20 protein-coding genes, 1 rRNA gene and 1 riboswitch are annotated in these 22,387 nt (G+C 66.4%); of the genes, 11 read left to right on the top strand and 10 right to left on the bottom strand.

The annotated features are described in order from the left end of the window. Positions 1-31: 31 nt before the first annotated feature. Positions 32-790, bottom strand: coding sequence for a DeoR/GlpR family DNA-binding transcription regulator (locus tag AP428_RS15880; RefSeq protein ID WP_011546920.1), 759 nt, complete (start codon positions 788-790; stop codon positions 32-34). 229 nt (positions 791-1,019) lie between these two features. Between AP428_RS15880 and AP428_RS15875 the strand changes: the two genes are divergently transcribed. From AP428_RS15875 to nadE, 3 genes are all read left to right on the top strand, one after another. Then, a complete protein-coding gene (locus AP428_RS15875; protein ID WP_006480515.1) occupies positions 1,020-1,205 on the top strand; it encodes a hypothetical protein in 186 nt (61 codons plus the stop codon). A gap of 204 nt (positions 1,206-1,409) precedes the next feature. Then, positions 1,410-2,279, top strand: coding sequence for a DMT family transporter (locus AP428_RS15870; RefSeq protein WP_011694859.1), 870 nt, complete (start codon positions 1,410-1,412; stop codon positions 2,277-2,279). 181 nt (positions 2,280-2,460) lie between these two features. Continuing rightward, a complete protein-coding gene (nadE, locus tag AP428_RS15865; protein ID WP_011546918.1) occupies positions 2,461-3,309 on the top strand; it encodes an ammonia-dependent NAD(+) synthetase in 849 nt (282 codons plus the stop codon). Positions 3,310-3,384: 75 nt separating this feature from the next. Here nadE and AP428_RS15860 read toward each other — a convergent pair whose 3' ends face one another. From AP428_RS15860 to AP428_RS15850, 3 genes are all read right to left on the bottom strand, one after another. Continuing rightward, positions 3,385-5,061, bottom strand: a complete 1,677-nt coding sequence (locus AP428_RS15860) for a S10 family peptidase (RefSeq protein WP_011546917.1) — start codon at positions 5,059-5,061, stop codon at positions 3,385-3,387. A gap of 73 nt (positions 5,062-5,134) precedes the next feature. Beyond that, positions 5,135-6,724, bottom strand: a complete 1,590-nt coding sequence (locus AP428_RS15855) for a protease pro-enzyme activation domain-containing protein (RefSeq protein ID WP_011546916.1) — start codon at positions 6,722-6,724, stop codon at positions 5,135-5,137. A gap of 287 nt (positions 6,725-7,011) precedes the next feature. Beyond that, entirely contained in the window at positions 7,012-7,632 is a 621-nt protein-coding gene (locus tag AP428_RS15850; protein ID WP_011546915.1) for a LysE family translocator, read from the bottom strand. A 134-nt stretch (positions 7,633-7,766) separates the two neighbouring features. Here AP428_RS15850 and AP428_RS15845 point away from each other — a divergent pair, with 134 nt between their 5' ends. Continuing rightward, positions 7,767-8,231 carry an Lrp/AsnC family transcriptional regulator gene (locus AP428_RS15845; RefSeq protein ID WP_006488501.1) on the top strand — a complete coding sequence of 155 codons (465 nt, stop codon included), beginning with the start codon at positions 7,767-7,769 and terminating at the stop codon, positions 8,229-8,231. A gap of 63 nt (positions 8,232-8,294) precedes the next feature. Here the strand turns inward: AP428_RS15845 and AP428_RS15840 are convergent, their stop codons facing one another. Next, on the bottom strand, positions 8,295-9,212 hold the full coding sequence (locus AP428_RS15840) for a LysR family transcriptional regulator (RefSeq protein WP_011546914.1): 918 nt from the start codon (positions 9,210-9,212) through the stop codon (positions 8,295-8,297). Between the two features lie 134 nt (positions 9,213-9,346). On the opposite strand from AP428_RS15840, the gene speB reads away from it, so the two are divergent. Beyond that, positions 9,347-10,303 carry an agmatinase gene (gene speB, locus AP428_RS15835; protein ID WP_041489349.1) on the top strand — a complete coding sequence of 319 codons (957 nt, stop codon included), beginning with the start codon at positions 9,347-9,349 and terminating at the stop codon, positions 10,301-10,303. Positions 10,304-10,358: 55 nt separating this feature from the next. Continuing rightward, entirely contained in the window at positions 10,359-11,684 is a 1,326-nt protein-coding gene (locus AP428_RS15830) for an MFS transporter (RefSeq protein ID WP_011546912.1), read from the top strand. 128 nt (positions 11,685-11,812) lie between these two features. Here the strand turns inward: AP428_RS15830 and metE are convergent, their stop codons facing one another. Continuing rightward, the gene (gene metE / locus AP428_RS15825; RefSeq protein WP_011546911.1) at positions 11,813-14,107 is read right to left on the bottom strand and encodes a 5-methyltetrahydropteroyltriglutamate--homocysteine S-methyltransferase; all 2,295 of its coding nucleotides are present in this window, start codon (positions 14,105-14,107) and stop codon (positions 11,813-11,815) included. Positions 14,108-14,234: 127 nt separating this feature from the next. On the opposite strand from metE, the gene AP428_RS15820 reads away from it, so the two are divergent. Further along, on the top strand, positions 14,235-15,143 hold the full coding sequence (locus AP428_RS15820; protein ID WP_011546910.1) for a LysR family transcriptional regulator: 909 nt from the start codon (positions 14,235-14,237) through the stop codon (positions 15,141-15,143). A 23-nt stretch (positions 15,144-15,166) separates the two neighbouring features. Here the strand turns inward: AP428_RS15820 and AP428_RS15815 are convergent, their stop codons facing one another. Continuing rightward, a complete protein-coding gene (locus AP428_RS15815; RefSeq protein WP_011546909.1) occupies positions 15,167-15,889 on the bottom strand; it encodes a CbtA family protein in 723 nt (240 codons plus the stop codon). Positions 15,890-15,902: 13 nt separating this feature from the next. Continuing rightward, positions 15,903-16,112: a CbtB domain-containing protein gene (locus tag AP428_RS15810; protein ID WP_011546908.1), complete on the bottom strand. Its 210-nt coding sequence runs from the start codon at positions 16,110-16,112 to the stop codon at positions 15,903-15,905. Positions 16,113-16,144: 32 nt separating this feature from the next. Further along, a riboswitch (cobalamin riboswitch) is annotated at positions 16,145-16,288 on the bottom strand. A gap of 46 nt (positions 16,289-16,334) precedes the next feature. Here AP428_RS15810 and AP428_RS15805 point away from each other — a divergent pair. From AP428_RS15805 to AP428_RS15795, 3 genes are all read left to right on the top strand, one after another. Next, positions 16,335-16,925: a histidine phosphatase family protein gene (locus AP428_RS15805; protein WP_011546907.1), complete on the top strand. Its 591-nt coding sequence runs from the start codon at positions 16,335-16,337 to the stop codon at positions 16,923-16,925. A gap of 164 nt (positions 16,926-17,089) precedes the next feature. Beyond that, entirely contained in the window at positions 17,090-18,682 is a 1,593-nt protein-coding gene (locus AP428_RS15800) for an inorganic phosphate transporter (protein ID WP_011546906.1), read from the top strand. Between the two features lie 398 nt (positions 18,683-19,080). Beyond that, positions 19,081-19,842, top strand: a complete 762-nt coding sequence (locus AP428_RS15795) for a 2OG-Fe(II) oxygenase (RefSeq protein WP_011546905.1) — start codon at positions 19,081-19,083, stop codon at positions 19,840-19,842. A 253-nt stretch (positions 19,843-20,095) separates the two neighbouring features. On the opposite strand, the gene AP428_RS15790 is transcribed toward AP428_RS15795, so the two are convergent. Then, positions 20,096-21,520 (bottom strand): DHA2 family efflux MFS transporter permease subunit, encoded by a 1,425-nt coding sequence (locus AP428_RS15790; protein ID WP_011546904.1) that lies wholly within the window; start codon positions 21,518-21,520, stop codon positions 20,096-20,098. A 191-nt stretch (positions 21,521-21,711) separates the two neighbouring features. Between AP428_RS15790 and AP428_RS36740 the strand changes: the two genes are divergently transcribed. Further along, on the top strand, positions 21,712-21,861 hold the full coding sequence (locus AP428_RS36740; protein ID WP_155123328.1) for a hypothetical protein: 150 nt from the start codon (positions 21,712-21,714) through the stop codon (positions 21,859-21,861). A gap of 271 nt (positions 21,862-22,132) precedes the next feature. On the opposite strand, the gene rrf is transcribed toward AP428_RS36740, so the two are convergent. Continuing rightward, positions 22,133-22,245, bottom strand: a 5S ribosomal RNA gene (gene rrf / locus AP428_RS15785). Positions 22,246-22,387 lie beyond the last annotated feature (142 nt).

Below are 22,387 nucleotides of genomic sequence, written 5' to 3'. Positions count from 1 at the left end.
GCTTCGATGAACCTTGTATGTCGGATGCGCGTCAGTCGCACACGAGCAGCTCGACCCCGCGCGCCGTCAGCGCGCGGCGCACGGCCTTGTCGGGTGCGCGCTCGGTCACCAGATAGCGGGCGGCGGCCGCGCCGTTGATCCGCACCGGCGTCACGCGGCCGAATTTCGAATGGTCGGCGACGATGATCGCCGTGCCCGCCGCCGCGATCATCCGGCTGCGCACTTCGGCCGCGAGCCGCGAGTAGTCGGTGCACTCGCCGTCGGGCGTGATGCCGCCGGCGCCGACGAACGCGAAATCGACGTGGTATTGCGCGAGCTGGTGGATCGTGTCGAGCCCGAAGGTGGCGTCCTCGTCGTCGGACAGCTCGCCGCCGAGCAGCGTCACGCGGTTGCCGTTGCGCCGCGCGAGCACGAATGCGGTACGCCAGTCGTTCGTGTAGATCGACAGCCGGTGCCGGTCGGCGAGCGCCAGCGCGACCGCATGCGGCGTGCTGCCCGAATCGATCAGCACCGATGCATCATCGGGCACGAATTCGGCCGCGCGCCGCCCGATGGTGCGCTTCGCATCGGCGTTCGCGGCCTCGCGCTCGGACAGGCTCGGCTCACGGCGATCCGCGGCCAGCGCGCCGCCGTGCGTCATCACGAGCAGGCCGCGCGCGGCCAGCGCATTCAGGTCGCGCCGCACGGTTTCGCGCGACACGTCGAGCGAACGCACGAGTTCCGCGACCGACAGCGCGCCCGACCGTCCGAGCTCCGACAGGATGTATTGATGACGTTGTTCCGCCAGCATCGCGTGTGCGCCCGAGGCGACTGGTAATGGGTAAGCCGGCCATTGTATTACGGACGTTTGACGACCATTTGACTGCGCCGGGTAAGCGGCCAGGCAGCGTCCGGGCGCGTTTCCCCGAAAGCGAAATTCACTATTGTCCGGCGCGCGCGAATCCCCGGCGGCGCCGGGCGCTACACTTTGCGCTTCGCCGAACGACCGACCAATACCGACCATCAAAGGGGCTCGCGCCATGTATCGCAAAGGCAGTGTGATCGAAATCCAGTTTCCGCCGGAACGCCTCAACGACGCGGCGGGTGATCCGTACTGGATCGACCTGACGCTCGACGAAGCACGCCGGCTCTACGAACAGCTCGCCGCGCGCTTCGCGACCGACGCGCGCGCCAACCAGCCGCTCGATACGTTCTCGATCGACTGATCGCCGCCGCTGCGCGTCCCTCCGCGCAGCGCATCGCCGTGCCGCGGGCGCTCATCGCCGCCGCACCGCGCACCGGCGCGATGACCGCCGGCACGATCACATGCCGCATGGCATGAGTGCAGGATTCGACAAGACGCCGGCGCCGCTTCGCCCGATACTGGCCGACTTCCCGGTTCTGTCCGGCCGCGTCGCGGCCCGTCACGCATGCTTACCTCGATCGTCGCCGCCGCCTTCGTCGCGCTCTGGTCCACCGGCTTCATCGTCGCCCGGGCGATCAAGCCCTACGCCGATCCGAACCTGTTCCTGCTCGCGCGCTTCGCGGGCACGGCCGCGCTGTTCGCCGTGGTGGCGCTCGTCGCGCGCGCGCCGTGGCCGGCCCGCCGCGAATGGCCGCGCCACCTGATCGCCGGCGCGCTGTTGCAAGGCGTCTATCTCGGCGCGAGCTACTGGGCCGTCGCGCAAGGGTTGAATGCGGGCGTGATGGCGCTGCTCGGCGCGCTGCAGCCGCTCGCCACCGCCGTGCTCGCGGTCCCGCTGTTCAACGAACGCCTGCCCGCGCGCGGCTGGCTCGGCATGGCGCTCGGGCTGGCCGGCGTCGCGCTCGTGCTCGCGCCGAAAGTCACGGGCGGCGTCGCGCCGCCGTCGGGCGCGGCGCCTGCGTGGCTCGTCGTCACCGTGTCGGTGCTCGCGGTCGGATTGATTACCGCCGGCTCGCTGTACCAGAAAGGCAAGCTCGCGCAGAGCGACCTGCGCACGGCGGTCGCCGTGCAGAACTTCGGCGCGGCGATCGTCGCGGCCGTGTTCGTCGTACTGCTCCATGAAACCCGCTGGATCGGCGCGCCGGCGCTGTGGGTGTCGCTCGTGTGGGGCGTCGTGTTCCTGTCGGGCGGCGCGGTCACGATGCTGATGTGGATGTTGCGGCGCGGCAATGCGGCGCGCGCGACGTCGCTGCTGTTCCTCGCGCCGCCGCTGGCCGCGCTGCAGGGTTACGGTCTGTTCGGCGAAACGCTCGCGCCGATCCAGCTCGCGGGCTTCGCGCTCGCGCTGGTGGGCGTCGTGCTCGCACGGCGCTGACGCGAGCCAGCGGGCACCCTCCGCCCGGCATCCTGCACCCGCCCGGCGCACCACGCACCACGGCGATGCGCCGCGTCTCGTCGATGCAACGCGACGCCGCCGGAAACGCAGGTCCGGCGCGGCGGCACGCCGCGATTGCGCTTATGATGAGCGCCTTGCAATTCGTTCCGGATCTTCCCTCATGACCTCCGCCGATTACGCCAGCCGCCAACGCGCGATCATTGCCGAACTGAACGTCGCCCCGCACTTCGACGCCGAGGCCGAAATCGCCCGCCGCATCGATTTCCTCGCGCAGTACCTTCGTTCGACCGGCCTGCGGACCTACGTGCTCGGCATCAGCGGCGGCGTCGATTCGTCGACGGCCGGCCGGCTCGCGCAACTGTCGGTCGAGCGCCTGCGCGCCGACGGCTACGACGCGCGCTTCATCGCGATGCGCTTGCCGAACGGCGTGCAGAACGACGAAGAGGATGCGCAGCGCGCGCTGGCATTCGTGCGCGCGGACGAGGTATTGACGGTCGACGTGAAGCCGGCCGCCGATGCGATGCTCCGTTCGCTGGTCGCGTCCGGCCACGCGTTCGAAACGCCTGCGCAGCAGGATTTCGTGCACGGCAACATCAAGGCGCGCGAGCGCATGATCGCGCAGTACGCGGTGGCCGGCGCACGGCGCGGCATCGTGATCGGCACCGATCACGCGGCCGAATCGCTGATGGGTTTCTTCACGAAGTTCGGCGATGGCGGCGCGGACATCCTGCCGCTCGCGGGCCTGAGCAAGCGGCGCGTGCGCGGAGTGGCGCGCGCGCTCGGCGGCGAGGAGCTGATCGTGATGAAGGTGCCGACGGCCGACCTCGAGGAGCTGCGCCCGCTGCGCCCCGACGAGCACGCGTACGGCGTGACCTACGACGAGATCGACGATTTCCTCGAAGGCAAGCCGGTTGCCGATCGTGTGTATGAAACGGTGCTGCGCTTCTACGACGGCTCGCGCCACAAGCGCGCGCTGCCGTACACGATGTTCGACTGGCCGGCCGCATAAGCCGGCCGCCCCACGACTGACATACCGCCGCGCGCCCCCTCCCGGCTGCGCGCGGCGTCCGCTCGACGGGCAACGCTACGCGTTCCCGCCCGTCTTCTTCGCCTGCAGCGCACGAATGCGCATCCGCGCGCCCGTATCGCTGACCGTCGCGTCGTACATCGTCGCGAGATCGCGCTTGAGCGCGGTGCGCGAGCCGCCGTCGAGATACACCATGTGCCCCGACGGATAGAACCGCGCGGACAGGTTCTGCCGCACCTTCTGGTCCTCCAGCGGCATCTGCTGCAGATCGATCACGGTCTGGTAGAACGGCGTCACGAAATCGTAGAAGCCGTTCGCGGACAGCACCTTCAGGTCGACGTTCAGCGCCATCACCGCGGCGAGGTCGCCGGCCGTGTAGAGGATCACGTTCCCCTGCGCGTCGATGCCCTGCTGCGCGCCGGTCGGGTCGATGTGGCTGAAATCCCAGTTCTTGAAGGCCTGATCGTTCAGGTCCGTGAACGCGGAGTTCGACGTGAACTTCAACTGCTCGTTCAGATAGCTGTTCCACATCGCCGTATAGACGCCCGTCACGGCCGTCATCGTCGGATCGTTGCCGCCCGAATTCGGATCGATCTTGCCGGCGATACCCGACGAAATCCCGGTCACGCGGCCGTCGTACGAACCGAGCGCGAGCCCCTGCGCATGCAGCAGCGTCGTCAGGAACAGCGAATTGCCGCGCGTGTCGTAGCCCGCGATATCGAGCCCCCACGATTGCAGCGTCGCCGTATCGATGCCCGTGTATGCGGACAGTTTCTGCACGGTGGCCGGGTTCGCATGCGGCACCGCGCGCAGCGCGGTCAGATAGTCGGTGCGCGCGAACTGCGCGACTTCCTCGACGAACGCGCCGAGATCGGCCGGCGCCGGCTTGATACCGAGTTTCTTGTGATACCACGCGTCGGCCGCGGCGGTCGGCAGCGTGCCGACCGGGTTGCCGGCCTGCCGGTAATCGAGGATCGACGACTGCAGCGTGACGCCGTTCAGGTCGACGCCGTCCTCGTGCAGCTTGTACGCGAGCACGCAGCTGCGCGCGGTGCCGTACGATTCGCCGAACAGGTATTTCGGCGAATTCCAGCGGTTGTTCTTCGTCAGGTAGCGCTTGATGAACTGCTTCAGCGAATCCGCATCCTGGTCGACGCCCCAGAAGTCGCGGTTCTTGTTCGGCGCGACGGCCGCCGAATAGCCGGTGCCGACCGGGTTGATGAACACCAGGTCGCTGTGATCGATCATGCTGTCCGGGTTGTCTTCGATCTGGTACGGCGCGGGCGGCGTGAACCCCGGCATCGACGTCTTGATGCGCTTCGGCGCGAACGAGCCGAGCAGCACGAACACCGACGACGAACCGGGCCCGCCGTTATAGAAGAACGTCACGGGCCGCGTTTCCTCCTTCGCGCCGTCGGCCGTGAACGCGACGTAGAAAATCTTCGCGGCCGGCTGCGAACTGCTCGGATCGACGGTCACGAGGTGGCCGACCGTCGCCGTGTACGCGATCCGCTTCCCGTCGATCAGGATCGTGTGGTGCGTGATCGCGGCCGCCTCGGTCGTGTCGGTCACCGAGTCGTCGGGGCCGTTGCCGTACGCGACCGGATCGAAGAACGGCTGGTCGCGGCCGTGGCTCAGCGCGACCGGGTTGATGGTCGGCGGCACGCCATGCGAATTGTGGTCGCCGTGATGCAGCGGATACACGCCGCCGGAAGATGCGGAATCGATGTCCATCGTGCTGCTCCTGGAGGTGAAAAAAGACGCGGGCAGAGCACCCGCGTCGAACGGAAAGGCGTGTGCCCGTGCGTCAGCTCGACGGTTTGCGCGCGAGGATCGTGGCGAGCTGCGCGCCGTTCGGGCTGCCGAGGCCCGTGCAGGCGTCCCAGCCGGACGCGGCCGCATAGGTGCCGTTCGAGCCTTTCGTGATGTCGCGCAGCGCGCCCGGATGCTTGTACAGCACCGGATTGATCCAGCCGGCCGACGCGCCGTTCGCCGCATTGATCCGCGCGATCAGCGCCGCCCACAGCGGTGCGACCGCGCTCGTGCCGCCCATCACCGCGGGCGTGCCGGCCACCGACACTTCGTAGCCCGTCTGCGGCGACGCGTCGCCGGCCACGTCGGGCACGCCGCGCTTCGCGAGCGGCGTGGTGCTGCCGTCAGCGCGCGCGACCTTCAGCCCCTGCTGCCACGCCGGCAGATCGAACAGCGCACTGACGCCACCGCCGCCCGCCCCGCCGCCGGATGCCTCGTCGTTCCACGTGACCTCGCTGCGGATGCCCTGCCCGGGCAGCGCGTCGAGCTGCGTGCCGCCGCAGCCGAGCACGTACGAGCTCGACGCGGGAAAGTCGACGTGATCGGCGCCATCCTGCAGCCCGTCGCCCGAGCCGCTGTCGCCCGACGCCGCGCAGACGGTGATGCCCTGCGCGGCAGCCGCCTGCAGCACGCGGTTGAACGCCTGTGCCGACTGCGCCTGCCAGATCGCTTCCGGGCCACCCCAGCTGATCGAGATCACGGACGGTTGGTTCGTCTTGTCGGTCACGGCCGCGTTGACGGCCTGGATGAAGCCCGCATCGCTGTTCGGCGCGAAGTACACCGCGATCTTCGCGGCCGGTGCGATCGCGCCGGCGATTTCGATGTCGAGCGCGACTTCGCCGTCCGGGCCGTTCGGCTCGCCGGTCGGCGCATTGCGGCCGGTGCCGACGTTCACGTCGACGAGCTTGGGCGGCGTCGTGATGCCGAGCCCGCGGAAATACTGCTGGATGTCCGCCGCGCGATAGCCGCCGCCGAGCTCGATGATCGCGATGCATTGCCCGGCGCCGTCGCCGGCCGGAAAGTCGTACAGTGACGCAAGCTGGATCGGCGTGAACGTGACGGCCGCCGCGCCGCGCGCCGGCTTGAACGGCGGACGGAAGCGGAAGTGCGGCCGCGCCTGCGGGCGGCTGTCGAGGCCGAGCACGGCCGTGACCGCGTCGCCGATATCGTCGGGCAACACGATCGGGCCCGAGCGGCCGCGATACTGGCCGATCGACCGATGCTCGAAACGCTCGAGCTTCACGCTGAACGCGGCTTCGAACTGCGCGATCGTGCCGGACAGCACGACGACGCTCTCGACCGGATCGACGCGATCGACCGTGAGCTGATGACGGTGTGCGAAGTCCTCGGTCTTGCGAATGTCGTCGGGATTCGCGGAGAAACGCTGCGCGAATGCGTCGCGCGACACCGGTTTTGCACGGGCGTCGCCGGTGGCGAGCTGGTGAACCAATGCGTCGAGTTGCCCTTCTTCCTGCCGCCGCAACATGATCGTGACGTGGATGCGTTCTGCCGGGTCGCACTGGCCGAGACACTTGGACTCGGCGACGATGCGGGGTTCACGGTCGGCTTGAAGATGCCTTGCCATGTTCAGACCCTCCTTGGTACCGCGTTGCACGGAACAGCCAGGAAATCGGACATAGCCCGCGGAAGACGGTTCCGTTCGGTCAGTCGATTCGCGACGGCGCGTTTGCGACTGCATTTGCGACGCGCGAAGTAACAGGAAGTTTAGAACAGTCAGACGATTTGCGCGCACGCCCTTCCGCGGCAAGGCGCACGCGGGAAGGCCGGCATCGCGCGCGGCCCGTATCGATTCGAGCATGGGCCCGCCCGCGTGGCCGATCGATTCGCGCAGCGGCCATGTCGGCGCAACAGTCAGTCCATCGACAACCGCAGCGCAAAACCGATCAACGCCGCGGAAAAGGTCCAGCGCTGCACCGTCTGCGCGAGCGGATGCGCGCGCATCCACGCCGCGATGCGCGACGCGCCGAACACGCACGCGAGGTCGAAGCACACGCCGGCCGCCACCAGCAGCGCGCCGAGCTCGAACATCTGCCAGACGACCGGCCCGACCTCGGGCCGCACGAACTGCGGCAGCAGCACCGAGCAGAACAGCAGCGCCTTCGGGTTCAGCAGGTTGGTCAGCAGTCCCTTCACGAAGGACTGGCGCAACGCGCCCGCCGGCGCGTCGCCGTCGCCAAGCGCGAACACCGGCGAGCGGAACACCTGGATCGCGACATACGCGAGATAAAGCGCGCCGCCATAGCGGATCACCTCGTAGAGCCACGGCGCGCTGCGGATCAACGCCGCGACGCCGCATGCCGACAGCGTCACGTGCACGGTGCGCGCGAGCGACAGGCCGGCCGCCGCCGCCATCCCCGGCCGCACGCCGCGGCCGATGCTGGTCTGCAGCACGAGCGCCATGTCGGGCCCCGGTACCGCGTAAATGGCCGCCAGCGCGGCGAGATAAATCAACAGCAAATGCGTGGAAATCATGGTCTGCCCCCGTCCTTCATTGACGATATGTTGCCGCTGAAGGTGGAGGGATTACTGGCCATCTTTGGCGCGGAATTGGCGATTCGTAGGGGAATCCGCCACAATCATGAAATCACGACAAGGATTCCGCCAACATGATCGATCTCGACAAAACCGACCGCGCGATCCTCGCTGCGGTGCAGCGCGACGGCCGCCTGCCGATCGCGCGGCTCGCCGAATCCGTTGGCCTGTCCGAAACGCCTTGCGCACGGCGCCTGAAACGCCTCGAAAACGACGGCTACATCGAGCGCTATCGCGCGCAGCTGTCGCGCCAGGCGCTGGGTTTCGGCGTGGTCGCGTTCGTGCTCGTGCGGTTCGCGACGCACGACCGCAAGGTCGCCGACCGGTTCGAACGGGAAGTGCTCGGCATCGAGCGGATTCTGGCGTGCCACAACGTCGCGGGCACGGCCGACTACCTGCTGCAGGTGGTCGCGCGCGATCTCGACGACTACGGCACGTTCCTGCGCGATTCGCTGCGGATGCTGCCGGGGGTGACGTCGATCGAATCGGCGCTGTCGCTGCGCGAGGTGAAGCACGACGCCGGGCTGCCGGTGCCGTGACGCGCGCCGGGCCGGCAAGCCGCCCGGGCGCAACGCTCGTTCACCTTGTCGGCCGCGCTGGCGTCACACCACGTCGGACGACTGATGCGCGCGTTCGAGATCCTCGAGAAACGCTTCGACGACCGGATCGCCGCGCCCGTCGCGCGCCACGACCATGTGGAACGTGACCTCGTAGTGCAGTCGATCCGGATTGAGCGGCGCGAGCAGCCCCTGCGCGACATACGGCGCCGCGAAGTGCTGCGGCAGGTAGCCGAGATGGTGGCCGGACAGGATCAGCAGCGCGACGGCCTCCATGTTGTCGGCGGTCGCGGTCACGCGATCGGGCGTCGTCGACATCTGCGCCTCCGGCAGCGGATACGAGCGCCACGCCCACTCGAAGCCGGCGACGTCGGCCGGCGTCAGCGTGCCGGCGCCGTCGAACAGCGGATGGCCGCGGCCGCAATACGCGATCTGCCGCTCGATGAACAGCGGCGTGTAGTGCAGCGTCGGCACGCGATGCCAGAAGTAGCCGACCGCGATCTGGATCTCGTTGCTCAGCAGCTTTTCCTCGAGATCGCCGGGCGCGCGCACCGAAATCGAGAAGCGCACGGCCTCGTCGCGGGTGCGGAACGCGGCGATCGCCTCGGCGATCCGCGCATTCTGGCTCACCGGCGTATGGCCGATCAGGCCGATGTTCAGCGTGCCGACCAGTTGGCGATCCATGTGCCGCGCGGCCATCCCGAATTCGTCGAGCGCCGCCAGCAGCTTGCGGCTCATCGCATGGAACCGCTCGCCCTTCGGCGTGAGCCGGAAGCCGCTGCGGCCGCGCTCGCAAAGCCGGTAGCCGAGCCGCGTCTCGAGCGACGACAGTTGCGCGCTGATGGTCGACTGGCCGACGTTCAGCACCGCCTGCGCGGCCGACACGCCGCCCGCGTCCGTGACCGCGAGAAACACGCGGATCAACCGCAGATCGAGGGTCGACAGATTCCCCAGCACGTTCATCCCCTTCCATACATCGATGAAGATCGATGTTTACGTCGATATCTTCGCATTCTTCTTTCCCGGCGGAGCGCGTAAAACTGTGCGCCAGGCCGCGTCGCATGATACGGCAACCCCACATCGGAAGAGACGACCCCATGAACGACCACACCCATTTCCAGCCGCTCGGCGGCAATGAAATGCCGCGCTGCGGCGGCATCGCGACGATGATGCGCCTGCCGCACGTGTCGAGCGCCGAAGGCCTCGACGCGTGTTTCGTCGGCGTGCCGTTCGATCTCGGCACCTCCAACCGCACCGGCGCGCGCTTCGGCCCGCGCCAGATCCGTACCGAATCCGTGCTGCTGCGCCCGTACAACATGGCCACGCGCGCAGCACCCTTCGATTCGCTGCAGATCGCCGACATCGGCGACGTCGCGATCAATCCGTACAACCTGCACGATTCGATCGCCCGCATCGAGGCCGCGTACGACGCGATTCTCGAGCACGACTGCAAGCCGATCACGCTCGGCGGCGACCATACGATCGCGCTGCCGATCCTGCGCGCGATCCACCGCAAGCACGGCAAGGTTGCATTGATCCACGTCGATGCACACGCCGACGTGAACGACACGATGATGGGCGAAAAGATCGCGCACGGCACGCCGTTCCGCCGCGCGGTCGAGGAAGGGCTGCTGCACGGCGACAAGGTCACGCAGATCGGCCTGCGCGGCACCGGCTACGCGGCCGAGGATTTCGACTGGTGCCGCGAGCAGGGCTTCCGCGTGGTCCAGGCCGAGGAATGCTGGAACAAGTCGCTCGCGCCGCTGATGGAAGAAGTGCGCGCTCGCATCGGCGACACGCCCGTCTACATCACGTTCGACATCGACGGCATCGATCCGGCCTATGCGCCGGGCACCGGCACGCCGGAAATCGCGGGCCTCACGGTGCCGCAGGCGCTCGAGATCATCCGCGGCGCGATGGGGCTGAACATCGTCGGCTGCGATCTCGTCGAAGTCGCGCCGCCGTACGACCCGTTCGGCACCACGGCGCTGCTCGGCGCGAACCTCGCGTACGAGCTGCTGTGCGTGCTGCCGGGCGTCGCGTACCGCGACTGATCGCGGCGCCGCCACTATTCCAAAATCAGAGGATTCCAGAGGAGCACACATCGAGATGGGGACTTCCGTCAAGCAGCCGAAGCGGGCGGCGCTCGCTTCGTTCGTCGGCACCACGATCGAGTGGTACGACTTCTATAGTTATGCGACCGCCGCCGCCATCGTATTCGGGCCGCTGTTCTTCCCCGGCGAAAACCGCTTCATCAGCCTGCTCGCGTCGTTCGGCTCGTTCGCGGTCGGCTTCTTCGCGCGGCCGCTCGGCGGCGTAATGTTCGGCTATCTCGGCGACCGCTTCGGCCGCAAGCGGTCGCTGCTCGCGACGCTGATGCTGATGGCCGTGTCGACGGTCGCGATCGGCCTGCTGCCCACCCATGCGCAAGCCGGCGTGATCGCACCGATCCTGCTGGTGCTGATGCGCGTGCTGCAAGGCATCGCGGTGGGCGGCGAATGGGGCGGCGCGGTGCTGCTGGCCGGCGAGCATGCGCCCGAAGGCAAGCGCACGTTCTTCGCGTCGTTCGCGCAGCTCGGCAGCGCGAGCGGCCTGATCCTGTCGATGCTCGCGTTCGGCGCGGTCAGCACGCTGTCGAAGGACGACATGATGAGCTGGGGCTGGCGCGTGCCGTTCCTCGCGAGCTCCGTGCTGCTGATCGTCGGCTTCGTGATCCGCGCGAGCGTGTCGGAATCGCCCGAGTTCGAGGAAGTCAGGAAGAGCGGCAACATCGCGCAGAAACCGCTGCGCGAAGCGCTCAAGGTCTGGCCGCTGCTGCTGCTCGCGATCGGCGCGAACGTGTACGGTATCGCCGGCGTGTATTTCAGCAACATCTTCATGATCAGTTATGCGACGCAGTTCCTGTCGCTCGACCGCTCGATGGTGCTGCATTGCATGACGATCGTCGCGGTGCTGCAGTTCGTCGTGCAGCTCGCGGCCGCATTCCTCGCGCAGCGCTTCGGCACCACGCGCGTGCTGCTGATCACCGGCGCGTGGGCGATGATCGTCCCGTTCGTGATGCTGCCGCTCGTGCACCTGGGCACGCCGGTGTCGATCACGGTCGGCGTCGGCCTCGCGACGCTCGCGGAATCGGGCTACTACTCGGTCGTCGCGGGCTTCGTCAGCGGCATCTTCGTCGCGCGGATTCGCTATACGGCGATCTCGATCGCGTACCAGGTGTGCGGCGCGCTCGCCGGCGGCCTCACGCCGCTGGTCGCGACCATCATCGCGCAGAACACCGCGCCGCAATGGTGGCCGCTCGCGATCCAGTACGCGAGTGCCGCCGTGCTGTCGTCGCTGTGCGTGTGGCTGATCTCGCGCCGTGTCAGCATCGACGATGCGGGCGCGCCCGGCAAGACGGACGACGCGCTGCCGCGCGGCACGCGCACCGCGTAGCGCTCGACGCGTAGCGCCTGTCGCCAATGCATGCATGACGAAAAAAAAGACCCGCTTTCGCGGGTCGTTTTTTTCGTTCCGTCATTGATCGTCGACCGCGACGGTACCGCACGGTGCCTGTCGCGTAGTTACTGCACCTGATTGCGCAGCGTCTTCGCTGCAGCAACCATGTTCGTCAGCGCCGGAATCACTTCCGCCCACTGGCGCGTCTTCAGCCCGCAATCCGGGTTCACCCACAGACGTTCCGCCGGAATGCGCTCGGCGGCCTTCTTCATCAGCCCGACGATGTGATCCTGCGTCGGGATGTTCGGCGAATGGATGTCGTACACGCCCGGCCCGATTTCGTTCGGATACTTGAAGGTGTCGAACGCATCGAGCAGCTCCATGTCCGAGCGCGACGTCTCGATCGTGATCACATCGGCATCCATGTCGGCGATCGACGCGATGATGTCGTTGAACTCCGAATAGCACATGTGCGTGTGGATCTGCGTGTCGTCCTGCACGCCGTTCGCGGTGATGCGGAACGACTCCACCGCCCACTTCAGGTATTCGCTCCACTGCGCGCGACGCAATGGCAGCCCTTCGCGCAGCGCCGCTTCGTCGATCTGGATCACGCGCACGCCGGCCTTCTCGAGATCGAGCACTTCCTCGCGGATCGCCAGTGCAAGCTGGTAGCACGACACCGCGCGCGGCTGGTCGTCGCGCACGAACGACCAGTTCAGGATCGTCACGGGGCCGGTCAGCATGCCCTTCATCGGCTTGCGCGTCAGCGACTGCGCATAGGCGATCCACTCGACCGTCATCGCTTTCGGGCGGCTGATGTCGCCGAACAGGATCGGCGGCTTCACGCAGCGCGAACCGTACGACTGCACCCAGCCGAACTGGCTGAATGCGTAGCCGTCGAGCTGCTCGCCGAAGTATTCGACCATGTCGTTGCGCTCGGCTTCGCCATGCACGAGCACGTCGAGTTCGAGCGATTCCTGTTCGCGCACGCTGCGTTCGATCTCGGCCCGCATCGCCGTGCGATAGCCGGCTTCGTCCAGCGCGCCGGCCCTGAACCGGCTGCGCGCCTGGCGGATTTCGGCGGTCTGCGGGAACGAGCCGATCGTCGTCGTCGGGAACGCCGGCAGGTTCAGGCGCGCCGACTGCTTCGACGCACGCTGCGTATAGGGGCTCGCGCGATTGCCGAGCTGCGCGTCGATGCGCGCGATCGCGGCCTTCACCACCGGGTTGTTCACGCGCGGCGAGCGGCGGCGCGAATCGATCGCGGCGGCATTCGCGGCGAGCGCGTCGGCTACCTTGTCGCGGCCTTCGTTCAGTGCGGTCGCGAGCACCTTCAGTTCGTCGAGCTTCTGCAGCGCGAATGCGAGCCACGAACGGATTTCCGCGTCGAGTTTCTCCTCGCTCGCGAGATCGACCGGCACGTGCAACAGCGAGCACGACGGCGCGAGCCACAGGCGATCGCCCAGTTGCTTCGCGAGCGGTTCGAGCCAGTCGAGCGCCGCGTTCAGGTCCGTCTTCCAGATGTTGCGGCCGTTGATCGCGCCGACCGACAGCACGCGTTCGGCCGGCAGTTCGCGCACCAGCGCGTCGACTTCGTCGCGGGCGTTGATCGCGTCGATATGCAGACCGTCGACCGGCAGCGACGCCGCGAGCGTCAGGTTGTCCTGAAGCTGGCCGAAGTAGGTGGCGAGCAGCAGCTTGATGCGGCGCGTTTCCAGCGCCGCATACGCGGTGCGGAATGCCTGGCGCCATTCGGCGTCGAGTTCGGTCACGAGGATCGGCTCGTCGATCTGCACCCATTCGACGCCCTGCGCGGTCAGCGTATCGAGCAGCGCACCGTACACCGGCAACAGCTTCGGCAGCAGCGCGAGGCGATCGGAAACGTCCTTCGCCTTGCCGAGCCACAGATACGTGACCGGGCCGAGAATCACCGGTTTCGCATTCACACCCTGCGCGTTCGCTTCGGCCAGTTGCTGCAGCAGACGCGACGGATCGAGCGAGAAGTTCGTGTCCGCATGGAACTCCGGCACGATGTAGTGATAGTTCGTGTCGAACCACTTCGTCATTTCGCCGGCCGCGACACCGCCGCAGCACGCGGCGTGCTCCTCCGCCGACTGCGCGGACCGGCCGCGCGCGACGCGGAAATAATTGTCGAGCGCATCGCCGTGGAAATCCTGCACGCGCTTCGGCAGGTTGCCGAGCGTGAAGCTCATGTCGAGCACCTGGTCATAGAACGCGAAGTCGCCGAGCGGCGCGAGATCGAGATCGCGCTGGTCGTGCCAGTGGCGCCGGCGCAGCTCGGCACCGAGCGCCTTCAGTTCGTCGCGCGACGATTCGCCCTTCCAGTAGCGTTCGAGACCGAACTTGAGTTCGCGCTTCGCGCCGATGCGCGGAAAACCGAGGTTGTGTGTCGTGACCATGAAGCTGCCGTCCAGAAGAAAGAGTAGATCCGGCAGCCATCATAGGGATTTCAAACCATGAAATAAAATGGCATTATTTCATTCATCCATTAACATTTTTCATGCATCCGTGGGATGCGCGCGATCCATGCTGGAACGATTCCATCTCGTCGTCATTCGTGAAGTCGAGCGTCAGGGCTCGCTGACCGCGGCGGCCAATGCGCTGCACCTCACGCAATCGGCGCTCAGTCACACCGTCCGGAAGATCGAGCAGCAGCTCGGCACGCCGATCTGGGATCGCGAAGGCCGCGGCCTGCGGCTCACGCAGGGCGGGCAATATCTGCTGAAGCTGGCGAACCGGCTGCTGCCGCAGTTCGAGCTCGCCGAGGAGCGGATGAAGCAGTACGCGAAGGGCGAGCGCGGCACGCTGCGCATCGGGATGGAGTGCCATCCGTGCTACCAGTGGCTGCTGAAGGTCGTGTCGCCGTACCTGTCGCGCTGGCCCGACGTCGACGTGGACGTGAAGCAGCGCTTCCAGTTCGGCGGCATCGGCGCGCTGTTCGGTTACGACATCGACGTGCTCGTGACGCCCGATCCGCTGAACAAGCCGGGGCTGCGCTTCGATCCCGTGTTCGACTACGAACAGGTGCTGGTGGTCGCGGATTCGCACCGGTTCGCGAACGTCGACCACGTGACGCCCGAGCAACTGACCGACGAGGTCCTGATCACGTACCCGGTCGAAACCGACCGGCTCGACATCTACAACCAGTTCCTGTCGCCGGCCGGCATCGTGCCGAGGCGGCACAAGTCGATCGAGACGACCGACATCATGTTGCAGATGGTCGCGAGTGGGCGCGGCGTGGCAGCACTGCCGCGGTGGCTCGCCGACGAGTATGCGGACCGGATGCCGGTCGTGCCGGTCAAGCTCGGCAAGAAAGGCATCGCGAAGCAGATCTTCCTCGGCATCCGCGAAGCGGACGCAGCGATCGACTATCTGGCCGCATTCGTCGCGCTGGCGCGCGAATCGACGTGGAGCGCGCCGCGCATGCTGCGCTAGGCGCGCCCGGGGTTGCCCCGCGCTCAGGCGGCGCGCATGCCGGCGCGTTCGCCGCGCTCGACCCACGCGCCGAACAGCAGGCCGATCGTCGTCCACATGATCACCTGCATGCCGATCGCCGCCACGCGGAACTTCCACAGCAACGCCGCCGGGAAATCGGCCGGCAACTCGCTGACCGACGGCAGCCCGACCTGCACGGCCGCGATGATCGCGACGAACACGAGCCCGGCGACGATCGACGCGTTCCACTGGCCGAGCTTCGCCAGCAGATGGCGGCGCACGCCGACCGCGAACACCATCGTCGCGACCGAGATCGCGATCATCAGGAAGAACAGGCCGGTGCGATAACCGATCGTGTCGGGGTCGCCGACCGACGGCGGATTGGCCGGGTACTTGAGGTTCGGCACGATCACGAGCGCGACGAATGCCGCCAGCGCGAGCCACGCGGCCAGCGGCCGTGCCGGCAGGCGGCTGCCGCGTCCGTACGCATACGCGAATACCAGCGAGAACAGCCCGCCGAATGCGGCGCCGTAGGTCACGACACCCGTCAGCAGCCCGAGGCCGGCCTGCGTGTGGCGGCTGACCAGTTCGGGCTCCGGCGCCTCGCCTTGGGCGGCGGTGGTTTTTTCTTCGAAGGCGATCGCCTGATCGACTTGCGGTTCGCCGACGATCCTGGCGAAACCGAACGTGAGGAGGCCCGCGGCGATGCCTGCGAGCATCCCGCGCATGAGCAGCTTTCCGACCATCGTAGGCTCCGCGTCAGTGGCAGGGAAAGCCGAGCAGATGGCGGCCGTCGTGGACGAATTCGTGTACGAGCATGCCCGGCACGAGCGACGTCGCGCCCTGTTCCGCACCGACGAAATACAAGGCCAGCAGCAAGATCAGGCCGACGAACACGGCCCACGGCAACAGCTCACGGACGGGGATGGGTGCCGGCACGACCGCCGGCTTCAGCACTGCTTCGCTCATGGATGCACCTCAGGGGAATCGCGCCCCGACAAATGATGGATGGGTACGAAGGCAGGTCTGGCTTCCGGGATCATCGATTCCCCGGTTACAGTGGCGCGACCGCGCCGGAATTGCACCGGCTTCCGCGCTTCGTATCGGGCGAATTGTACGCGCGAACGTTCGCGTATTGAAGCGATGACACATGGGCGAACACGCCCCGTTCCGGATCATCCGACAACCGACATGAACCTGCATGCCTCACTGCGCCTGATCGCCCACGCATCGACCCGCGCCATGCGCACCGGCACGTTTCCCGACGACGATCCGCTCGACGCGCACGGGCTCGCCGAAGCTGCTGCGCTGCGTGGCCGGTGGACGGCTGCTGCCGGCTCGCTCGTGCTGTGCAGCCCGGCACGCTGCGCCAGGCAGACGGCCGACGCGCTCGGACTGCACGCCGACATCGACGACGCGCTGCGCGACATCGATTACGGCCACTGGCGCGGCAAGCGGCTGCATGATCTCGCCCGCGACCTCCCTGACGAACTCGCCGCGTGGCTCGGCACGCCGTCCGCGTCGCCGCATCACGGCGAATCGTTCGACGCCGCCGCGCATCGGATCGGCACCTGGTTGAACGTGCTGCCACCCGATCGCGACGTCATCGCGATCACGCATGCGCCGATCGTCCGCGCGGCCATCGCGCATATGCTGCGGATAGCTCCCGAAGCGGCCGCGCGTCTCGACGTCGCGCCGCTGTCGTGCACGACGTTCGTCGCGTCGCCGGCCGGCTGGACGTTGGCCACGACGGACGATGACCCACGCGACACCGGCGCGTGAGTCACTGTGGTGCTCACTATGTGAGCCGACGACGCGCTCCGGCGCGTCGCATGTCGCCGCCCGCCTTACATCCCGTAAGACACACCGTTCGTCATCCCGACTGTCATCAAACTGACTGCTAGCCGCAGCTAGCATCGGACGCGGTTCCCTCACGAGATGCCGTCATGAATCAACCCGCTTCGTCCGCCCCGAACAATCCGGGCTCCGTCGCACGCACCAGGCAGGTCGGCTATGCCGCGTTCCTGCTGGTGCTCGTGCTCGGCGCCGTCTATATCGCCACGCACCTGGTCGCCGATCTGGCGCCGGTCCGCGAAGGGACGCTGTTCCCGTACCTGCTGCTCGGCGCCGCACTGCTGATCGCGCTCGGCTTCGAATTCGTCAACGGCTTCCACGACACCGCGAATGCGGTCGCGACCGTGATCTATACGCACTCGCTGACGCCGAACGTCGCGGTGATCTGGTCGGGCATGTGGAACTTCCTCGGCGTGATGGTCTCGAGCGGCGCCGTCGCGTTCGGCATCCTGCAGTTGCTGCCGGTCGAGCTGATCCTGCAGGTCGGCAGCGGCTCGGGCTTCGCGATGGTGTTCGCGCTGCTGATCGCCGCCATCGTCTGGAACCTCGCGACCTGGTATTTCGGGTTGCCGTCGTCGAGCTCGCATACGCTGATCGGGTCGATCATCGGCGTCGGGCTGATGAACCAGTTGATGCACGGGCCGTCCGGCACGAGCGGGGTCGACTGGGGCCAGGCGCTCGGCGTCGGCAAGTCGCTGCTGCTCTCGCCGATCGTCGGGTTCCTGTGTGCGTCACTGCTGCTGCTTGCGCTGAAGGCGCTCGTGCGGATTCCGGAGCTGTACAAGGAGCCGCCGAAGGATCAGCCGCCGCCGTTCTGGATTCGCTGCCTGCTGATCCTCACCTGCACCGGCGTGTCGTTCGCGCACGGATCGAACGACGGGCAGAAAGGGATGGGCCTCATCATGCTGATCCTGATCGGCACGGTGCCGACCGCCTATGCGCTGAACAAGGCCGTCACGCCCACCGAATCGCAGACCTTCGTGGCGGTCGCGAACCAGGCGGCCGCGACGTTCGGGAAGTACACGAACGGCGTCGCGCCGTCCGCGAACCCGCGCGCCGATGTCGAACACTACGTGCAGCATCGTGAACTGACGCCCGCCGTGCTGCCGGCCGTCGCGCAGTTGTCCACGTCGCTCGCGACCGCCGTCGGCGCGTCGGGATCGATGGCGGCCGTACCGCAGCGCGACGTCGACAACGTGCGCAACACGATGTATCTGGTGTCCGAAGCCATTCGTCTGATGGAGAAGTCGGGCCAGCCCGCATTCGCCACCGATGACAAGCTCGCGATCGACAACTATCGCAAGCAGCTCGACCACGCGACCAAGTTCATTCCGACATGGGTGAAGGTGGCCGTCGCGATCGCGCTGGGCCTCGGCACGATGGTCGGCTGGAAGCGGATCGTCGTGACCGTCGGCGAAAAAATCGGCAAGCAGCACCTGACGTACGGACAGGGCGCTTCGGCCGAACTCGTCGCGATGCTGACGATCGGCGCCGCCGACATGTACGGGCTGCCCGTGTCGACGACGCACGTGCTGTCCTCGGGTGTCGCGGGCACGATGGCGGCGAACGGCTCCGGGCTGCAATGGAGCACGGTGCGCAGCCTCGTCCTCGCATGGGTGCTGACGCTGCCGGCATCGATCGCGCTGGCGGCAGGGCTTTACTGGTTGTTCCGGTCGCTGGCTTGATCGTCGGTGCGGCGGGTGGCGGGCGATAGCCGGCTATCCGCCGCGTAGGCTCGATTTGTCGTCTCTCTGTCTCTCTGTCTCTCTGTCTCTCTGTCTCTCTGTCTCTCTGTCTCTCTGTCTCTCTGTCTCTCTGTCTCTCTGTCTCTCTGTCTCTCTGTCTCTCTGTCTCTCTGTCTCTCTGTCTCTCCGTCTCTCCGTCTCTCCGTCTCTCCGCCTCTGCGCTCCGGCACGTCGCCGCATTCAGTGTGTCGATGCCGCGCCTTCAACGTTTCCCCGTTTCGCCGCCCGAATTAAAGCGCAAGATCTGGAGCGTGCCGGCTCCCGGACGCCGCTAGACTGGGTTCATCAACTTTCATCGTGAACTCGACCGTGCGCGGCCGCACGGCGCCACGCTGCCCATGCCCCGAGGTACGCCCGTGAACATTGTCGATCTGCAACCTGCCGTCGAATCGCTGGACATCGCGCAGCGCGTCGACGCCCTCGACTGGCCGAGCGTCGATGCCGAGCTCGATCGCTTCGGATGCGCGCGCGTACCGGGCCTGATGTCGGCCAGCGAGTGCGATGCACTCGCGTCGCTCTATCCGCGCGATGCGCTCTATCGTTCACGCGTCGTGATGGCGCGGCACGGCTTTGGCCGCGGCGAATACAAGTATTTCGCGTATCCGCTGCCTGCGATCATCGCCGAGCTGCGTGCGACGATGTACCCGCATCTCGCGCCGATCGCGAATCGCTGGAACCAGGCGCTCGGGATCGACGTTCGTTATCCCAAAGACCATGCGACATTCCTCGATCGCTGCCACGCGGCGGGACAGACGCGACCGACGCCGCTGATCCTGCAATACGGCGCCGACGACTACAACTGTCTCCATCAGGATCTGTACGGCGAGCACGTGTTTCCGCTGCAGGTCGCGATCCTGCTGTCGGCGCCGGGCCGCGATTTCACTGGTGGGGAATTCGTGCTGACGGAACAGCGTCCACGCATGCAGTCGCGTGCGGAAGTGGTGCCGCTGACACAAGGCGACGCGGTGATCTTCGCGGTACACGGCCGGCCGGTGCAGGGAACCCGAGGCATCTATCGCGTCAACCTGCGCCACGGCGTCAGCCGGATTCGAAGCGGCCACCGCTATACGGTTGGCATCATCTTCCATGACGCGCAGTAGCGGTAGGCGGGCAGCTGTGCTGCTGCCGTGTCGCTTGTCGCGCATCGCACTCCTGCTCATCCCGGCACCGCGTCATCGTTCTGTGAACGTTCCGACCAAGCATGGCCGGCCAGATGGCCGCTCGCCCGCAGTGACTGGAGACCGATTGCGCTGACCGTCAAGCGATCGCGGCCGCAACGAGCCAACACTTTTGGTGAGCGCCGCAAACATGCGTACTCACCTGTCGCCCCGCCAATATGATTGGCAGTCCGGCCTATCCCCGCGCCATGTTGGCCCGCAGCCGGTCGCCGGCATCGGAAGCCAGCCGTGCATAGCCCGGCAACGTAAGCAGCGCGAGCACGCCCGCCGCGATAAACGCCCAGCGGAAATCGGCGAGCACGTAGTGCATGCCAGCCGCATCGCCGCGCACCAATGCTGCGAGCCGCAGCGACAATGCACCGAACGCGATCCCCATCCCGATCGTCATTTGCTGCGCGGCGCTCCACAGCGTGCTGGCCGCGCTCGTCTGGTGAGAGGGGATATCCGCATAAGCCAGCGTCGCGAGCGTCGTGAACTGCATCGACCGCGTGAGCCCATAGACGAATACGAGGAGCAGCGTGATCGCCAGCGGCGTCGACGCGGTCAGCCAACCGCATGCGATCATGAAGATGCCGACGATCGTCACGTCGACGAGCGCGACACGCCGAAAGCCGTAACGGTCGAGTATCCAAGACGTGCCCGCCTTCATCCCGAGGTTGCCGAGTGCACTCGCGAGCAGCAGCAGACCTGACTGGAATGGCGACAGCCCGAAGCCGATCTGGAACAGCAGCGGCAGCAGGTACGGGACGGCGTTGATCGCCATCCGCGTGATCGAGCCGGTGATGACCGTCACCGAGAACGTCGGCACCTTCAGCGTCGTGAAATCGAGCAGCGGATGCGCGCAGCGTCGCGCATACAGCCACGCAGCGATACCGAACAGCACGCTTGCGCCCACCAGGACACCCGCGCGCGTGAAGTCGACATCCTGCTGGCCGGCCGCTTCGGTGCCGATCAGCAAGCAGGTCAATGCGCCACCGGCCAGCACGAAGCCAACCCAGTCGAGCGGCCGTTGCTCGTCGGCCCGCGTGTTACGGACGATCAGCCAGGTACAAACGAGTGCGGCAAGGCCGAACGGGACGTTCAACAGGAAGATCCATCGCCACGACGCGTAGGTCGTGATGAAGCCGCCGATCGGCGGCCCGACGACGGGGGCGACGATGCCCGGCCACGTGATCGTCGCGATCGCACGCATCAGCTTCGCCTTCTCGGTACTTCGCACGACGATCATTCGCCCGACCGGCACCATCATCGCCCCGCCGACACCCTGCAGCAGCCGGGCTGCCGTGAACGACATCACGCCTTCGGACAGCCCGCACAGCACCGACGCGCCGGTAAAGACGACGATCGCACTCGCGAACACGGTGCGCGAGCCATAGCGATCCGCGATCCAGCCGCTGATCGGAATGAACACCGCCAGCGCCAACATGTAGGCCGTCATCCCGAGACTCAGCGCGTTAGGCCCCACGCCGAACGAGTGGGCCATTTGCGGTAGCGCCGTCGCGATCACGGTCGTATCAAGGTACTCCATGAAGAACGTCGCGGCGACGAGGTATGGCAAGAAGTCGGTCGTCCGACCACTTTGGGCGGGGCTGTCAGTCATGAACGATGCAGGAGACGGAATACAAAGGACACCGATCACCAGCGGATGCGAGCAAGTACCGGGAAATCGGGACGAGCGGTGATATTACCTCGAAGGGCTTGCCCGCCGCTCTGTCGACCAAGTCACGCGAATGAACTTTATGCGCATAGATTTTTATGAGGCTTTCGCGCTATGTTCGTGGAGAGGAACGCATGACACTGCGCATCGAGGAACGGCCAGATGAAGCGGGAGTTTTCGCCCAGAAAGTGACGTTTATCGATCATCGTCGATCAACATCGTCCATCATCGATCATCGCAACATCGTCGTCGGACGTGCGCCGTCGGTCGGACTCGATTCTTGAAGACGGATGGGTATGGCGGGCAGAGGACGTGCCGAGGTTTCCGGACGACACAGTTGCGGAGAAGAAATTGCGTCTTGATCGAAGATACGATCAATAAGCAATTGAATCGCCGGAGATAGAAGCGATTGAGGAAATGGGATGCAGGGATTGATGGCGGGGGTGAGATGCTAATGCAGTAGCGTTGGTAAGGCTTCACCCCGCCATGCACATTTCCGCCGTTGAAATGCAAAAACCCCCGCCTGTTCGGGCGGGGGTTTCTGGCTTGAGGGGAGCCTGACGATTACCTACTTTCACACGGGAATCCGCACTATCATCGGCGTAGAGTCGTTTCACGGTCCTGTTCGGGATGGGAAGGGGTGGGACCGACTCGCTATGGTCATCAGGCAAAGGGGGTTGTTCTGCTGGCGTGGCCAACAGAACCAATCTTGGAAGAAGCAGTAATTGAGGTTGTGTGTATCACACACGAGAATCCAACTTGTCGCTTTGGATCGCGGCCAGTGCTTGCGCACGGCGCCGATCCATAAGG

Source organism: Burkholderia sp. E168m22, assembly GCF_001319805.1.
Lineage (GTDB): Bacteria > Pseudomonadota > Gammaproteobacteria > Burkholderiales > Burkholderiaceae > Burkholderia > Burkholderia orbicola.
This window is presented reverse-complemented; position numbering and strand designations above follow the sequence as displayed.

Bases quoted from the DNA above. Each gene is read 5' to 3' on its own strand.
- AP428_RS15790 (WP_011546904.1), bottom strand. From the start codon at position 21,520: ATGACTGACAGCCCCGCCCAAAGTGGTCGGACGACCGACTTCTTGCCA.
- AP428_RS15815 (WP_011546909.1), bottom strand. From the start codon at position 15,889: ATGGTCGGAAAGCTGCTCATGCGCGGGATGCTCGCAGGCATCGCCGCG.
- AP428_RS15880 (WP_011546920.1), bottom strand. From the start codon at position 790: ATGCTGGCGGAACAACGTCATCAATACATCCTGTCGGAGCTCGGACGG.
- AP428_RS15850 (WP_011546915.1), bottom strand. From the start codon at position 7,632: ATGATTTCCACGCATTTGCTGTTGATTTATCTCGCCGCGCTGGCGGCC.
- AP428_RS36740 (WP_155123328.1), top strand. From the start codon at position 21,712: ATGACACTGCGCATCGAGGAACGGCCAGATGAAGCGGGAGTTTTCGCC.
- speB (WP_041489349.1), top strand. From the start codon at position 9,347: ATGAACGACCACACCCATTTCCAGCCGCTCGGCGGCAATGAAATGCCG.
- AP428_RS15840 (WP_011546914.1), bottom strand. From the start codon at position 9,212: ATGAACGTGCTGGGGAATCTGTCGACCCTCGATCTGCGGTTGATCCGC.
- AP428_RS15795 (WP_011546905.1), top strand. From the start codon at position 19,081: ATGCCCCGAGGTACGCCCGTGAACATTGTCGATCTGCAACCTGCCGTC.
- AP428_RS15810 (WP_011546908.1), bottom strand. From the start codon at position 16,112: ATGAGCGAAGCAGTGCTGAAGCCGGCGGTCGTGCCGGCACCCATCCCC.
- AP428_RS15805 (WP_011546907.1), top strand. From the start codon at position 16,335: ATGAACCTGCATGCCTCACTGCGCCTGATCGCCCACGCATCGACCCGC.
- AP428_RS15820 (WP_011546910.1), top strand. From the start codon at position 14,235: ATGCTGGAACGATTCCATCTCGTCGTCATTCGTGAAGTCGAGCGTCAG.
- AP428_RS15875 (WP_006480515.1), top strand. From the start codon at position 1,020: ATGTATCGCAAAGGCAGTGTGATCGAAATCCAGTTTCCGCCGGAACGC.
- AP428_RS15870 (WP_011694859.1), top strand. From the start codon at position 1,410: ATGCTTACCTCGATCGTCGCCGCCGCCTTCGTCGCGCTCTGGTCCACC.
- AP428_RS15800 (WP_011546906.1), top strand. From the start codon at position 17,090: ATGAATCAACCCGCTTCGTCCGCCCCGAACAATCCGGGCTCCGTCGCA.
- AP428_RS15860 (WP_011546917.1), bottom strand. From the start codon at position 5,061: ATGGACATCGATTCCGCATCTTCCGGCGGCGTGTATCCGCTGCATCAC.
- metE (WP_011546911.1), bottom strand. From the start codon at position 14,107: ATGGTCACGACACACAACCTCGGTTTTCCGCGCATCGGCGCGAAGCGC.
- AP428_RS15845 (WP_006488501.1), top strand. From the start codon at position 7,767: ATGATCGATCTCGACAAAACCGACCGCGCGATCCTCGCTGCGGTGCAG.
- AP428_RS15855 (WP_011546916.1), bottom strand. From the start codon at position 6,724: ATGGCAAGGCATCTTCAAGCCGACCGTGAACCCCGCATCGTCGCCGAG.
- AP428_RS15830 (WP_011546912.1), top strand. From the start codon at position 10,359: ATGGGGACTTCCGTCAAGCAGCCGAAGCGGGCGGCGCTCGCTTCGTTC.
- nadE (WP_011546918.1), top strand. From the start codon at position 2,461: ATGACCTCCGCCGATTACGCCAGCCGCCAACGCGCGATCATTGCCGAA.